The sequence below is a fragment of the Pseudomonas sp. LF-5 genome (genome assembly GCF_037626295.1).
In the GTDB taxonomy this organism is placed as follows: Bacteria; Pseudomonadota; Gammaproteobacteria; order Pseudomonadales; family Pseudomonadaceae; genus Aquipseudomonas; species Aquipseudomonas monsensis.
Genome location: NZ_JARKMT010000012.1, coordinates 1 through 14,900, shown reverse-complemented (window position 1 = coordinate 14,900; position 14,900 = coordinate 1). Strand labels below are relative to the sequence as shown.

The following is a 14,900-nucleotide window of genomic DNA, read 5'->3' as shown; positions in this document are numbered from 1 at the left end:
TTGCTTGTTTGGCCGCCTTAGCCTGACAACCCTGGAGTGTCTGGTTTGATCGTCTTCCGTTATCTGTCCCGCGAAGTCCTGTTGACCCTCAGCGCCGTGAGTGCCGTGCTGCTGGTCATCATCATGAGCGGTCGCTTCATCAAATACCTGTCCCAGGCCGCTGCCGGCCAGCTCGATCCGGGCTCGCTGTTCCTGATCATGGGCTATCGCCTGCCGGGCTTCCTGCAGCTGATCCTGCCGCTGGGCCTGTTCCTCGGGATCCTGCTGGCTTACGGTCGGTTGTACCTGGAAAGCGAAATGACCGTGCTCTCGGCCACCGGCATGAGCCAGCAGAAGCTGTTTCGCATGACCCTGTTCCCGGCCACGCTGGTCGCGCTGGTGGTGGCCTGGCTGAGCCTGGGTCTGGCCCCGCAAGGCGCCAACCAGTTCCAGTTGCTGCTGAACAAGCAGGACGCCCTGACCGAATTCGATACCCTTGAGCCGGGCCGCTTCCAGGCCCTGCGCGATGGTACCCGGGTGACCTACACCGAAACCCTGAGCGACGATCGCGTCAATCTCGGCAGTGTGTTCATCTCGCAGAAAAACCTCGGTGCCGATCAGAAGGATCGCGGTATTTCCGTGCTGGTGGCCGAGAAGGGTCGTCAGGAAGCACGTCCGGATGGCACCCGTTACCTGATTCTCGACAATGGCTACCGCTATGACGGCAGCCCGGGTCAGGCTGATTATCGGGCGATCCACTACGAAACCTACGGCGTACAGTTGCCCAAGCCGGAAGTCAGCGAAGAGGTGACAGACCGCGATGCGATGGCGACGTCGACTCTGCTGGGCAGCGATGACATTCGCTCGAGGGCCGAGCTGCAATGGCGCCTGTCCCTGCCACTGCTGGTCTTTATCGTGACCCTGATGGCGGTGCCGCTGTCGCGCGTCAACCCGCGTCAAGGGCGTTTCCTCAAGCTGCTGCCAGCGATTCTTCTTTATATGGCTTACCTGACCATCCTGATTGCCGCTCGCGGCGCCCTTGAAAAGGGCAAGTTGCCGCCGGCCCTGGGCTTGTGGTGGGTGCACGCGATCTTCCTGGCCATTGGCCTCGGCCTGTTGTACTGGGAGCCTCTGCGCCTGAAGCTGGCCAGCCGTCGTTCCGCTGCGCTGGAGGTGGCTCGTGGTTAAACTCGACCGCTACATCGGCAGCAGTGTGTTCGTGGCGATCATCGCCGTGCTGGCTATCATTCTGGGCCTGGCGACGCTGTTCGCCTTCATCGACGAGATGGGCGATGTCAGCGAAACCTACACGCTGGTCGATGTCCTGAGCTTTGTATTGCTGACCGCGCCACGCCGTCTCTACGAAATGCTGCCGATGGCAGCGTTGATCGGCTGTCTGATCGGCCTCGGCAGTCTGGCCAGCAGCAGCGAACTGACGGTCATGCGTGCGGCCGGTGTGTCCATCGGGCGCATCGTCTGGGCGGTGATGAAACCGATGTTCGTCCTGATGCTGGCCGGCGTGCTGATCGGCGAGTACGTTGCGCCGGCCACCGAGAGCATGGCCCAGGCCAACCGCTCGCTGGCCCAGGGCAGCGGCGACGCGCAGAGCGCCAAGCACGGTATGTGGCACCGTCAGGGTGACGAGTTCATCCACATCAACGCCGTGCAACCCAACGGCCTGCTGTATGGCGTGACCCGTTATCAATTCGACAAGGAGCGTCATCTGCTGAGTTCGAGCTTTGCCAAAAAGGCCGAGTTCGACGGCACTTACTGGGAACTCTCCGATGTCGCGACCACTGTGTTTCATGAGCGCAGCACTGAAGTCCTGAATGCGCCGACCGAACGCTGGAATGTTGCCCTGAGCCCGCAATTGCTCAGCACCGTAGTGATGGCGCCTGAATCGCTGTCGATCAGCGGTCTGTGGGGGTACATCCACTATCTGGCCGAGCAGGGCCTGAGCAACGGTCGTTACTGGCTGGCATTTTGGGTCAAGGTGTTGCAGCCGCTGGTCACCGCCGCCCTGGTGCTGATGGCGATTTCCTTCATCTTTGGCCCGTTGCGTTCCGTGACCCTGGGCCAGCGGGTCTTCACCGGCGTGCTGGTCGGGTTTACCTTCCGCATCGTTCAGGATCTGCTGGGGCCTTCAAGCCTGGTATTCGGTTTCTCGCCGCTGTTCGCGGTGCTGGTGCCGGCCAGCGTGTGTGGGCTGGCGGGTGTCTGGCTGCTGCGACGGGCCGGTTGATGGCCCTGTCGTTGTCAGTGCCTTGACTTTGAAAACGCCTCGGTCGACAGATCGGGGCGTTTTCGTATGCAATCCGGGTGACAGGCGAACGTGACGCTTGCGTCGTGTATCAGGTACAATTCCCGGCTATTTTTCGGCGGGCCAAGCCTGCAGCCTTTTTGAGTGTTGATCCGTGAGTGATTTGAGTCATATCCGCAATTTCTCCATCATCGCCCACATTGACCATGGCAAGTCGACGCTGGCTGACCGTTTCATCCAGATGTGCGGTGGCCTGGCCGAGCGTGAAATGGAAGCCCAGGTACTGGATTCCATGGATCTGGAGCGCGAACGCGGGATCACCATCAAGGCCCACAGCGTTACCCTCTATTACAAAGCCAAAGACGGCGTTACCTACCAGCTGAACTTCATTGACACCCCGGGCCACGTCGACTTCACCTACGAAGTCAGCCGTTCCCTGGCGGCGTGTGAAGGTGCCTTGCTGGTGGTCGACGCGGGTCAGGGCGTTGAAGCCCAGTCCGTGGCCAACTGCTACACCGCCATCGAGCAGGGCCTCGAGGTCATGCCGGTGCTGAACAAGATCGACCTGCCACAGGCCGAGCCTGATCGCGTCAAAGACGAGATCGAAAAGATCATCGGCATTGACGCCACCGACGCCGTCACCTGCAGCGCCAAGACGGGCCTGGGTGTCGACGAAGTGCTCGAGCGTCTGGTCGCCACCATTCCTGCGCCGACCGGCAATATCGAAGATCCGCTGCAAGCGCTGATCATCGACTCCTGGTTCGACAACTACCTGGGCGTTGTCTCCCTGGTGCGTGTGCGGCATGGCCGCGTGAAGAAGGGCGACAAAATCCTCGTCAAGTCCACCGGTAAGGTGCACCTGGTCGACAGCGTCGGTGTGTTCAACCCGAAACACACCGCCACCGCTGACCTGAAGGCCGGCGAAGTGGGCTTCATCATCGCCAGCATCAAGGACATTCACGGTGCACCGGTCGGTGACACCCTGACCCTGAGTTCGACCCCGGATGTCCCGGTACTGCCCGGCTTCAAGCGCATCCAGCCACAGGTTTACGCCGGTCTGTTCCCGGTCAGCTCCGACGACTTCGAGGACTTCCGCGAAGCCCTGCAGAAGCTGACCCTCAACGACTCGTCGCTGCAATACACCCCGGAAAGCTCCGACGCCCTGGGCTTCGGTTTCCGTTGCGGCTTCCTCGGCATGCTGCACATGGAGATCATCCAGGAGCGCCTCGAGCGCGAATACGACCTGGACCTGATCACCACGGCACCGACGGTAATTTTTGAGCTGGTGCTGAAAACCGGTGAAACGATTTACGTCGACAACCCGTCGAAGCTGCCAGACGTCTCGGCGATCGAGGACATGCGCGAGCCGATCGTGCGCGCCAACATCCTCGTGCCGCAGGAGCACCTGGGCAACGTCATCACCCTGTGCATCGAGAAGCGCGGCGTTCAAGTCGACATGCTGTTCCTCGGCAATCAGGTACAGGTCACTTACGACCTGCCGATGAACGAAGTGGTCCTGGACTTCTTCGACCGTCTCAAATCCACCAGCCGCGGCTATGCTTCGCTGGATTACCATTTCGATCGTTACCAATCGGCTAATCTGGTGAAACTGGACGTGCTGATCAACGGTGACAAGGTCGATGCCCTGGCGTTGATCGTGCACCGTGACAACTCGCACTTCAAAGGTCGCCAGTTGACCGAGAAGATGAAAGAACTGATTCCTCGTCAGATGTTCGACGTAGCGATCCAGGCCGCTATCGGTGGTCAGATCGTCGCCCGGACAACCGTCAAGGCGCTCAGAAAGAACGTATTGGCCAAATGCTACGGCGGTGACGTAAGCCGTAAGAAGAAACTGCTTGAGAAGCAAAAGGCCGGTAAGAAACGCATGAAGCAGGTCGGCAACGTGGAAATTCCACAAGAAGCCTTCCTTGCCGTGCTCAGGTTGGAATAGTCAGGTCCTATGTCACTAAATTTCCCGCTGTTGCTGGTCATCGCCGTGTTCGTCTGCGGCCTGTTGGCGTTGCTCGATCTGCTGTTCCTGGCGCCGCGTCGGCGTGCTGCCATTGCCTCTTATCAAGGCAGTGTCAGCCAGCCCGAGCCCGTGGTGGTCGAAAAGCTGAACAAAGAGCCGCTGCTGGTTGAATACGGCAAGTCGTTCTTCCCGGTGTTGTTCATCGTGCTGGTGCTGCGTTCGTTCCTGGTGGAACCGTTCCAGATCCCGTCCGGTTCGATGAAACCTACCCTGGACGTTGGCGACTTCATTCTGGTGAACAAGTTTTCTTACGGGATCCGCCTGCCGGTGATCGACAAGAAAATCATCGAAGTCGGTGATCCACAGCGTGGCGATGTCATGGTGTTCCGCTATCCAAGCGACCCGAACGTCAACTACATCAAGCGTGTAGTCGGCCTGCCGGGCGACACGGTACGTTACACCGCTGACAAGCGTCTGCTCGTCAACGGCGAGTCGATTGCCGAGCAACTGGTCGGCTCCGAGCCGGGCACGCTGGGCAGCGCAGAGCTCTACAAGGAAAAACTCGGTGCCGCCGAGCACTTGATCCGCAAGGAAATGAGCCGCTACCGCGCGACCCCGGACCGTTCGTGGACAGTGCCGGCCGGGCACTACTTCATGATGGGCGACAACCGCGACAACTCGAACGACAGTCGTTACTGGGATGATCCGAACATTCCCAAGGATCTGCTGGGCATGGTTCCCGACCAGAATATCGTCGGCAAAGCCTTCGCTGTCTGGATGAGCTGGCCGGAACCGAAACTCAGCCACCTGCCGAATTTCTCGCGGGTTGGCCTGATCAAGTAATCAATCACGGCGCTGTTGACCACAGCGCCGAATGCATTTCTGGAGTCGACACAAATCGGCGCCAGGGCATGAAGCCACGATATTCAGGACGTCATTTTTGAACACAGCGTTAATTGTCCCAGGCCTGCGCCGTACCCCGGCGATGGCGGTGGAATCCAGCCACGAACTCAGCGTGGGTAAACCGTGAGCGTTTCTCTAAGCCGTCTCGAGCGCCAGCTCGGTTACACCTTCAAGGATCAGGAGCTGATGCTCCTGGCCCTCACGCACCGCAGCTTTGCCGGGCGTAACAACGAGCGCCTGGAATTCCTCGGCGATGCCATTCTTAATTTCGTCGCCGGCGAGGCGCTGTTCGATCGCTTCCCGCTGGCCCGCGAAGGCCAGTTGTCGCGTTTGCGCGCACGCCTGGTGAAAGGTGAGACGCTGGCCGTACTGGCGCGCGGTTTCGACCTTGGCGATTACTTGCGACTGGGGTCCGGTGAGTTGAAAAGCGGCGGCTTCCGTCGCGAGTCGATTCTGGCCGATGCCCTCGAAGCCTTGATCGGTGCGATCTATCTCGACGCCGGCATGGAAATGGCGCGCGAACGCGTTCTGGCCTGGCTGGCTGGCGAGTTCGAAGGCCTGACGCTGGTGGACACCAACAAGGATCCCAAGACCCGCCTGCAGGAACATCTGCAATCGCGTGGTTGCGAACTGCCACGCTACGAAGTGGTGGATATCCAGGGTGAACCGCACTGCCGAACCTTCTTCGTCGAATGCGAAGTGGTCTTACTGAATGAAAAAAGCCGGGGTCAGGGTGTAAGCCGTCGCATTGCCGAACAGGTAGCGGCCGCCGCAGCACTGATTGCCCTGGGCGTGGAGAATGGCAATGACTGATACAAACGCAACTCGCTGTGGCTACGTTGCCATCGTCGGCCGTCCCAACGTCGGCAAGTCGACGCTGCTGAACCACATCCTCGGCCAGAAGCTGGCGATCACCTCGCGCAAGCCGCAGACCACCCGTCACAACATGCTCGGAATCAAGACCGAGGGTGACGTGCAGGCGATCTACGTCGACACCCCCGGCATGCACAAGGGTGGCGAAAAGGCCCTGAACCGCTACATGAACAAGACCGCTTCGGCGGCGTTGAAAGACGTCGACGTGGTGATCTTCGTGGTCGACCGCACCAAGTGGACCGAAGAAGACCAGATGGTCCTGGAGCGCGTGCAGTACGTGACCGGCCCGCTGATCGTTGCGCTGAACAAGACCGACCGCATCGAAGACAAGGCCGAGCTGATGCCGCACCTGTCGTGGTTGCAGGAACAGCTGCCGAACGCGCAGATCATCCCGATTTCCGCGCAGCACGGGCATAACCTCGAAGCGCTGGAAAAGGTCATTGCCGATCATCTGCCGGAGAACGATCACTTCTTCCCGGAAGACCAGATCACCGACCGCAGCAGCCGTTTCCTCGCCGCCGAACTGGTGCGCGAGAAAATCATGCGCCAGATGGGCGCCGAGCTGCCGTACCAGATCACCGTCGAGATCGAAGAGTTCAAGCAGCAGGGCAAAACCCTGCACATTCACGCGCTGATCCTCGTTGAGCGTGACGGACAGAAGAAGATCATCATTGGCGACAAGGGCGAGCGCATCAAACGCATCGGCACCGAAGCGCGCAAGGACATGGAGCTGCTGTTCGACTCCAAGATCATGCTCAACCTGTGGGTCAAGGTGAAGGGCGGCTGGTCCGACGACGAGCGTGCACTGCGTTCGCTGGGTTACGGCGACCTGTAATCACCGATCCAGAGAACACCGATACCCACTGTGGGAGCGAGCTTGCTCGCGAAGAGGATGTAACATTCAGCATTGATGTTGACTGTCACACCGAATTCGCGAGCAAGCTCGCTCCCACATTGGTTTTTGGGGTGAATATAAAGCCGCGTTTTTATCAATGAGAGCTCCATGTCCTCAACACCACCTCCCGCCCAACCCGCCTACGTCCTGCACAGTCGGGCCTACCGCGAAACCAGCGCCTTGGTGGATTTCCTCACGCCCCAAGGGCGGCTGCGGGCGGTGTTGCGCAGTGCACGGGGCAAGGCCGGGACGCTGGCGCGGCCGTTCGTGCCGCTGGAAGTGGAGTTTCGTGGCAAGGGTGAACTGAAGAATGTCGGGCGCATGGAAAGTGCCGGCAATGCGACCTGGATGGTCGGCGAGGCTCTGTTCAGCGGCCTCTATCTCAACGAATTGCTGATCCGTCTGCTGCCGGCTGAAGATCCGCACCCTGGCGTGTTCGATCATTACGCGGCGACCTTGTTGGCTCTGGCCGAGGGCCGACCGCTGGAGCCGTTGCTGCGCTCCTTCGAGTGGCGGTTGCTCGACGATCTCGGTTACGGCTTTGCCCTGAACACCGACATCCATGGCGAGTCTGTCGCGCCAGACGGTCTCTATCGTCTGCAAGTCGATGCCGGTCTTGAGCGAGTCTTTCTGTTGCAGCCAGGCCTGTTCAACGGCACCGAGCTGCTGGCCATGGCCGAAGCCGACTGGTCCGCCCCCGGCGCACTGTCTGCCGCCAAGCGCTTGATGCGTCAGGCACTGGCGGTGCATCTGGGCGGCCGTCCGCTCGTGAGTCGCGAACTGTTTCGCAAGCCCTGATCACCCCGTATGCTGTGCGCCGAATCTCTCATTTCAGGAGCGCACCCGTGACCACCAGCAATCGCATTCTTCTTGGCGTGAACATCGACCACGTCGCCACCCTGCGTCAGGCCCGTGGCACGCGCTACCCGGACCCGGTCAAGGCGGCACTGGACGCGGAAGAGGCGGGCGCCGACGGCATCACCGTGCACCTGCGCGAAGACCGCCGGCACATTCAGGAGCGCGATGTCTTGCTGCTCAAGGACGTGCTGCAGACCCGCATGAACTTCGAAATGGGTGTCACCGAAGAAATGATGGCGTTCGCTGAGCGCATCCGCCCGGCGCATATTTGCCTGGTGCCGGAAACCCGTCAGGAGCTGACCACCGAAGGCGGTCTGGATGTAGCGGGGCAGGAGGAACGCATCAAGGCAGCGGTTGAGCGTCTGTCGAAGATGGGTAGCGAAGTGTCGCTGTTCATTGATGCCGACGAGCGTCAGATTGCCGCGTCGAAGCGCGTTGGCGCACCGGCAATCGAACTGCACACCGGGCGTTATGCCGATGCCGAAACACCGACCGACGTCGCTGAAGAATTGAAGCGGGTGGCGGACGGTGTGGCGTTTGGTCTGGCGCAGGGCCTGATCGTCAACGCCGGGCATGGCCTGCACTATCACAACGTTGAAGCCGTGGCAGCGATCAAGGGTATCAACGAGCTGAACATCGGCCATGCGCTGGTGGCACATGCGTTGTTCGTCGGCTTCAAGTCCGCTGTGTCCGAGATGAAAGCGCTGATTCTGGCTGCCGCCAAGCACTAAGCAACCACACACAACCCCTGTAGGCGTGAGCGTGCTCGCGATGGCGGTGTGCCAGACAACATCAGGTTGGCTGACACGCCGCCATCGCGATCAGGCTCACGCCTACAATTGATTTGGGGTGTTGGTTAAAGCGGGGCAGGCTCTTGAGCCGGTTTGGATTTGTCGATCCCCGGCACGTGCAGATTGCCCTCGGCCACCTGGTCGCCTTCAAGCTGCGGCTGGGTCACCCAGGTGAGGATGTCGTAGTAGCGACGGATGTTCGCCACGAAATGCACTGGCTCGCCACCGCGGGCGTAGCCGTAGCGGGTCTTGCTGTACCACTGCTTCTGCGACAGGCGCGGCAGGATCTTCTTCACATCCAGCCATTTATCCGGGTTCAACCCTTCCTTGGCCGTCAGTTTGCGTGCGTCATCGAGGTGACCGCTGCCAACGTTGTACGCCGCCAGTGCAAACCAGGTGCGGTCCGGCTCCTTGATCGAATCGTCGAGCTGATCCTTCATATACGCCAGGTACTTGGCGCCGCCCATGATGCTCTGCTTCGGATCGAGGCGGTTGGACACGCCCATCGCCTGCGCCGTGTTCTGGGTCAGCATCATCAACCCGCGCACACCGGTCTTGGACGTGACGGCCGGTTGCCACAGCGATTCCTGATAACCAATGGCCGCCAGCAGGCGCCAGTCGACTTTCTCTTTTTTCGCGTAGTTCTTGAAGTGTTGCTCGTACTTGGGCAGGCGCTGCTGCAAGTGCTGGGCGAACGTGGTGGCGCCCATGTAGCCGAGGACATCGACGTGGCCGTAATAGCGGTCTTTCAGGCGCTGCAAGGTGCCGTTCTTCTGCACCTTGTCGAGGTAGGCGTTGATCTCGTTGAGCAGGCTGTTGTCTTCGCCAGCGGCCACCGCCCAGCTCTGGCTGCGCGCGTCGCCGAGGTCGAAGGCCACGCGGATGTTGGTGAAGTACACCTGGTTCATCGCCACTTCATTGGAATCGACCAGGGTCAGGTCGATCTGACCTTCATCGACCATGCGCAACAGATCGACCACTTCCACCGCGTCGGACTCTTCGTACTCGATGCCGGGAAATTTCTTTTTCAGTTCGGCCAGTTGTTCGGCGTGGGTGCTGCCCTTGAGCACCATGATCTTCTTGCCGACCAGATCCCCAGGATCGGTCGGCCGCGACTGGCCGTTGCGATAAATGATCTGCGGGGTGACTTCGAGGTAGGCGTGGGAGAACCGCACCTGCTTCTTGCGATCTTCACTGCTGACCAGGCCGGCCGCTGCCAGTACCGGGCCGTTCGGTTTACCGATCTGGTCGAACAAGTCGTCGAGGTTGTCGGCGGTCTCGATCTTCAGCTCGACCCCCAAATCGTCGGCGAAGCGCTTCACCAGCTCGTATTCGAAGCCGGTTTCACCGCTGCGATCCTGAAAGTAGGTGGCGGGGCTGTTACGGGTAATCACCCGCAGCACACCATCCTCCTTTACGCGCTCGAGTGTGTTGGGTTTATCAACACAACCACCGAGCATCAGGAAGAGTCCGGTTGCGATCAGCCATTTGGCGTACCGCGGACGCAAAGCCGTTGGGAAAAACATCTGCGCAGTATACGCAAACGGCTGCGGGCGCCATATCTCGACAGTGAAGGGCTTGTCTGCTAGAGATCACAAAACCGGACGAAACCCCGCAGAAATGGGGCTCAAGGGCATTTTGTTACAGTAAAAATAAGCCGGCGTTGCCCAGCCGATAAATCTGACTTCAAAGGCAGAAACACAGATTGATACCCGAGTGCAACCGTGCGTAGCGTTTCGGGTGATGTTGAGGGCGGTTTAGGCTAGAATGCACGGCCTCAAAGCACACCCCTTCCCGAGGCTGTCCCGAAGATGTTGATCCTGCGCGGCGCTCCTGCCCTTTCTGCCTTTCGCCACAGCAAACTCCTTGAGCAACTGAGCCAGAAGGTTCCAGCTGTCAGTGGCCTGTATGCTGAATTCGCTCACTTCGCCGAAGTCACCGGCGTCCTGACCGGCGACGAACAGCAGGTGCTTGCGCGCCTTCTGAAGTACGGTCCAAGCGTTCCGGTACAAGAGCCGACCGGCCGTCTGTTTCTGGTGTTGCCGCGTTTCGGCACCATCTCGCCATGGTCGAGCAAGGCCAGCGACATCGCCCGCAACTGCGGCCTGAGCAAGATCCAGCGCCTGGAGCGCGGCATCGCGTTCTACGTGGCCGGCCAGTTCAGCGACACCGAAGCGCAGCAGATTGCCGACGTGCTGCATGACCGCATGACCCAGATTGTCCTGGGCAATCTGGAACAGGCCGCCGGTCTGTTCAGCCACGCCGAACCGAAGCCGCTGACCGCGATCGACATCCTTGGTGGCGGCCGCGCCGCGCTGGAAAAGGCCAACACCGAGCTGGGCCTGGCCCTGGCCGAAGACGAGATCGACTATCTGGTCAACGCCTTCAACGGTCTCAAGCGCAACCCGCACGACATCGAACTGATGATGTTCGCCCAGGCCAACTCCGAGCACTGCCGCCACAAGATCTTCAACGCCAGTTGGGATATTGACGGCGAGAGCCAGGAAAAAAGCCTGTTCGGCATGATCAAGAACACCTATCAGATGCACAACGAAGGCGTGTTGTCCGCTTATAAGGACAACGCTTCGGTGATCGTCGGCAACGTCGCCGGCCGCTTCTTCCCGGATCCGGAAACCCGCCAGTACGGCGCGGTGCAGGAGCCGGTGCACATCCTGATGAAGGTTGAAACCCACAACCACCCGACTGCGATTGCCCCGTTCCCGGGCGCGTCCACCGGTTCCGGTGGCGAGATCCGCGACGAAGGTGCAACCGGTCGCGGCGCCAAGCCAAAGGCCGGCCTGACCGGTTTCACCGTATCGAACTTGCAAATCCCGGGCTTCGAACAGCCGTGGGAAGTGCCGTACGGCAAGCCGGAGCGCATCGTTACCGCACTGGACATCATGATCGAGGGCCCGCTCGGCGGCGCCGCGTTCAACAACGAATTCGGCCGTCCGGCCCTGACCGGCTACTTCCGTACCTTCGAACAGTCGATCACCACCCCGCACGGTGACGAGGTTCGCGGTTACCACAAGCCGATCATGTTGGCCGGCGGCATGGGCAACATCCGCGAAGAACACGTCAAGAAAGGCGAGATCGTCGTTGGCTCCAAGCTGATCGTGCTCGGCGGCCCGGCGATGCTCATCGGTCTGGGTGGCGGCGCCGCTTCTTCCATGGCCACTGGCACCAGCTCGGCAGATCTGGACTTCGCTTCCGTACAGCGTGAAAACCCTGAAATGGAGCGTCGCTGCCAGGAAGTCATCGACCGTTGCTGGCAGCTGGGCGACAAGAACCCGATCAGCTTCATCCACGACGTGGGTGCGGGCGGTCTGTCCAACGCCTTCCCGGAACTGGTGAACGACGGCGACCGCGGTGGCCGTTTCGAACTGCGCAACATTCCAAACGACGAGCCGGGCATGGCCCCGCACGAAATCTGGTCCAACGAATCCCAGGAGCGTTACGTTCTGGCGGTCGGCCCTGAAGACTTCGAGCGCTTCCAGGCGATCTGCGAACGCGAGCGCTGCCCGTTTGCAGTAGTCGGTGAAGCCACCGCCGAACCGCAACTGACCGTGACCGACAGCCACTTCGGCAACAACCCGGTGGACATGCCACTGGAAGTGTTGCTGGGCAAAGCCCCGCGCATGCACCGTTCGGTGGTTCGTGAAGCAGAACTGGGCGATGACTTCGATCCGTCGAACCTCGACATCAGCGAGTCCATCGAGCGCGTTCTGCATCACCCGGCCGTGGCGAGCAAGAGCTTCCTGATCACCATCGGCGACCGCACGATCACCGGCCTCGTGGCCCGTGACCAGATGGTTGGCCCATGGCAGGTTCCGGTGGCCGACGTTGCCGTCACCGCCACCAGCTTCGACGTCTACACCGGTGAAGCGATGGCGATGGGCGAGCGTACTCCGCTGGCTCTGCTGGACGCTCCGGCGTCGGGCCGCATGGCCATCGGCGAAACCCTGACCAACATTGCCGCTTCGCGCATCAACAAGATCTCCGACATCAAACTGTCGGCGAACTGGATGTCCGCTGCCGGTCACCCGGGTGAAGATGCGCGTCTGTACGACACCGTGAAAGCGGTCGGCATGGAACTGTGCCCTGAGCTGGGCATCACCATTCCGGTGGGCAAGGACTCGATGTCCATGGCCACTCGCTGGAACGATAACGGCGAAGAAAAAACCGTGACCTCGCCGATGTCGCTGATCGTGACCGGTTTCGCGCCAGTGGCTGACATTCGTCAGACCCTGACCCCGGAACTGCGCATGGACAAGGGCACCACCGACCTGATCCTGATCGACCTCGGTCGCGGCCAGAACCGTATGGGCGCCTCGATCCTTGCACAGGTTCACGGCAAGCTTGGCAAACACGCGCCGGACGTCGATGACGCCGAAGACCTGAAAGCCTTCTTCGCGGTGATCCAGGGCCTCAACGCCGACGGTCACCTGCTGGCTTACCACGACCGTTCCGACGGTGGTCTGCTGACCTCCGTGGTGGAAATGGCCTTCGCCGGCCACTGCGGTCTGAGCCTGAACCTCGACAGCGTTGCCGAGTCTTCGGCAGAAATCGCTGCGATCCTGTTCAACGAAGAACTGGGCGCCGTGATCCAGGTTCGTCAGGACGCAACGCCAGACATCCTCGCGCAATTCAGCGCGGCCGGTCTGGGCGACTGCGTGTCGGTGATCGGTCAGCCGATGAACAATGGCCAGATCAACATCACCTTCAACGGTGACACCGTGTTCGAAGGCCAGCGTCGTCTGCTGCAACGTCAGTGGGCCGAGACCAGCTACCAGATCCAGCGTCTGCGTGACAACGCCGACTGCGCCGAGCAAGAATTCGACGTGCTGCTGGAAGAAGACAACCCGGGCCTGAGCGTCAAGCTGAGCTACGACGTCAACCAGGACATCGCCGCGCCTTACATCAAGAAAGGCATCCGCCCACAGGTGGCCGTGCTGCGTGAGCAGGGCGTCAACGGTCAGGTGGAAATGGCCGCCGCGTTCGATCGCGCCGGTTTCAACGCGATCGACGTGCACATGAGCGACATTCTCGCTGGCCGTGTCGACCTGAACGAGTTCAAAGGTCTGGTGGCCTGCGGTGGTTTCTCCTACGGCGACGTACTCGGCGCCGGTGAGGGCTGGGCCAAGTCGGCACTGTTCAACAGCCGCGCCCGCGATGCGTTCCAGGGCTTCTTCGAGCGTAACGACAGCTTCACCCTCGGCGTGTGCAACGGTTGCCAGATGATGTCCAACCTGCACGAGCTGATTCCGGGCAGCGAGTTCTGGCCGCACTTCGTGCGTAACCGTTCCGAGCAGTTCGAAGCGCGTGTAGCGATGGTGCAGATTCAGGAATCGAACTCGATCTTCCTGCAGGGCATGGCCGGCTCGCGTATGCCGATCGCCATCGCTCACGGTGAAGGGCATGCCGAGTTCTCCAGCGAAGAAGCACTGCTGGAAGCCGATCTGTCGGGTTGCGTGGCGATGCGTTTCGTCGACAACCACGGCAAGGTCACCGAAGCCTACCCGGCCAACCCGAACGGTTCGCCGCGCGGGATTACCGGTCTCACCAGCCGTGATGGCCGTGTGACGATCATGATGCCGCACCCGGAGCGTGTGTTCCGCGCGGTGCAGAACTCGTGGCGTTCGGAAGACTGGACCGAGGATGCTCCTTGGATGCGCATGTTCCGTAACGCGCGCGTCTGGGTGAACTAAGGCCTGTGTACAAGCTGGCGTTTTTTGTTCCTGACAGTCATGTCGAGGTGGTCAAAGGGGCTGTGTTCGCTGCCGGTGGTGGGCGGATCGGTGACTATGACCACTGTGCTTGGCAGGTGCTTGGTTTGGGCCAGTTTCGACCTTTGGACGGCAGTCAGCCGTTCATTGGCGAGGCGGGGCAGGTTGAGCGGGTTGAGGAATGGAAGGTTGAGCTTGTGGTGGCGGATGAGTTGATCGTGGCTGTTGTGGCGGCGTTGAAGCTCAGTCATCCGTACGAGACGCCGGCTTATGAGGTGTGGCGGCTGGAAGATTTCTGATCTTTCTTGCTGCTTAAACAGGAAACCCGCAGATGAGTGATTGTCTGCGGGTTTTTTGTTGCCTGCGATTTGGAGGGCGACTTCATTCCACTGTGGGAGCTGGCTTGCCAGCGATGGCGCCCTTATAGGCGACCATGCTCTGGCTGACTGGGTGAATATCCGTTTCTTTGGGTGCTGCGGCTGGCGGTTCCGCCCTTACGGCGGGTCACTTTTTACAGACGCCCTCCGTGTCAGGCTACCTGTCGCCCTTATTGATTGACTCAAATAATCAAGAGGGCGAAGGTGAATAACCATGTCCAAAATGGGCAAACGCTACGACAACGACTTCAAAGACTGGGTCGTTC

Annotated in this window: 11 protein-coding genes; 10 read left to right on the top strand and 1 reads right to left on the bottom strand. The window is 60.4% G+C overall.

From position 1 onward, the window contains the following. Positions 1 to 45: 45 nt before the first annotated feature. From lptF to pdxJ, 8 genes are all read left to right on the top strand, one after another. Complete coding sequence (gene lptF / locus PseuLF5_RS24560) at positions 46 to 1,167, top strand: LPS export ABC transporter permease LptF (protein WP_123464893.1); 1,122 nt, start codon at positions 46 to 48, stop codon at positions 1,165 to 1,167. Next, on the top strand, positions 1,160 to 2,221 hold the full coding sequence (gene lptG, locus PseuLF5_RS24555; protein ID WP_123464895.1) for an LPS export ABC transporter permease LptG: 1,062 nt from the start codon (positions 1,160 to 1,162) through the stop codon (positions 2,219 to 2,221). The genes lptF and lptG overlap by 8 nt, the downstream gene beginning before the upstream one ends. A gap of 172 nt (positions 2,222 to 2,393) precedes the next feature. Beyond that, on the top strand, positions 2,394 to 4,190 hold the full coding sequence (gene lepA, locus PseuLF5_RS24550) for a translation elongation factor 4 (RefSeq protein WP_085608162.1): 1,797 nt from the start codon (positions 2,394 to 2,396) through the stop codon (positions 4,188 to 4,190). Positions 4,191 to 4,199: 9 nt separating this feature from the next. Then, a complete protein-coding gene (lepB, locus tag PseuLF5_RS24545) occupies positions 4,200 to 5,054 on the top strand; it encodes a signal peptidase I (RefSeq protein ID WP_123464897.1) in 855 nt (284 codons plus the stop codon). A 183-nt stretch (positions 5,055 to 5,237) separates the two neighbouring features. After that, positions 5,238 to 5,927 carry a ribonuclease III gene (gene rnc, locus PseuLF5_RS24540; protein WP_123464899.1) on the top strand — a complete coding sequence of 230 codons (690 nt, stop codon included), beginning with the start codon at positions 5,238 to 5,240 and terminating at the stop codon, positions 5,925 to 5,927. Beyond that, positions 5,920 to 6,822 (top strand): GTPase Era, encoded by a 903-nt coding sequence (gene era, locus PseuLF5_RS24535; protein ID WP_064586098.1) that lies wholly within the window; start codon positions 5,920 to 5,922, stop codon positions 6,820 to 6,822. The genes rnc and era overlap by 8 nt, the downstream gene beginning before the upstream one ends. A gap of 168 nt (positions 6,823 to 6,990) precedes the next feature. Beyond that, the gene (gene recO, locus PseuLF5_RS24530) at positions 6,991 to 7,680 is read left to right on the top strand and encodes a DNA repair protein RecO (protein WP_123464903.1); all 690 of its coding nucleotides are present in this window, start codon (positions 6,991 to 6,993) and stop codon (positions 7,678 to 7,680) included. 47 nt (positions 7,681 to 7,727) lie between these two features. Then, a complete protein-coding gene (pdxJ, locus tag PseuLF5_RS24525; RefSeq protein WP_222833599.1) occupies positions 7,728 to 8,471 on the top strand; it encodes a pyridoxine 5'-phosphate synthase in 744 nt (247 codons plus the stop codon). A 125-nt stretch (positions 8,472 to 8,596) separates the two neighbouring features. Here pdxJ and mltF read toward each other — a convergent pair whose 3' ends face one another. Then, positions 8,597 to 10,057: a membrane-bound lytic murein transglycosylase MltF gene (gene mltF / locus PseuLF5_RS24520; protein ID WP_123464908.1), complete on the bottom strand. Its 1,461-nt coding sequence runs from the start codon at positions 10,055 to 10,057 to the stop codon at positions 8,597 to 8,599. 285 nt (positions 10,058 to 10,342) lie between these two features. Between mltF and purL the strand changes: the two genes are divergently transcribed. Together purL and PseuLF5_RS24510 are read left to right on the top strand one after the other, a co-directional pair. After that, positions 10,343 to 14,239: a phosphoribosylformylglycinamidine synthase gene (purL, locus tag PseuLF5_RS24515; protein WP_123464910.1), complete on the top strand. Its 3,897-nt coding sequence runs from the start codon at positions 10,343 to 10,345 to the stop codon at positions 14,237 to 14,239. A 5-nt stretch (positions 14,240 to 14,244) separates the two neighbouring features. Further along, the gene (locus tag PseuLF5_RS24510; protein WP_042607740.1) at positions 14,245 to 14,556 is read left to right on the top strand and encodes a Nif3-like dinuclear metal center hexameric protein; all 312 of its coding nucleotides are present in this window, start codon (positions 14,245 to 14,247) and stop codon (positions 14,554 to 14,556) included. Positions 14,557 to 14,900: the final 344 nt, after the last annotated feature.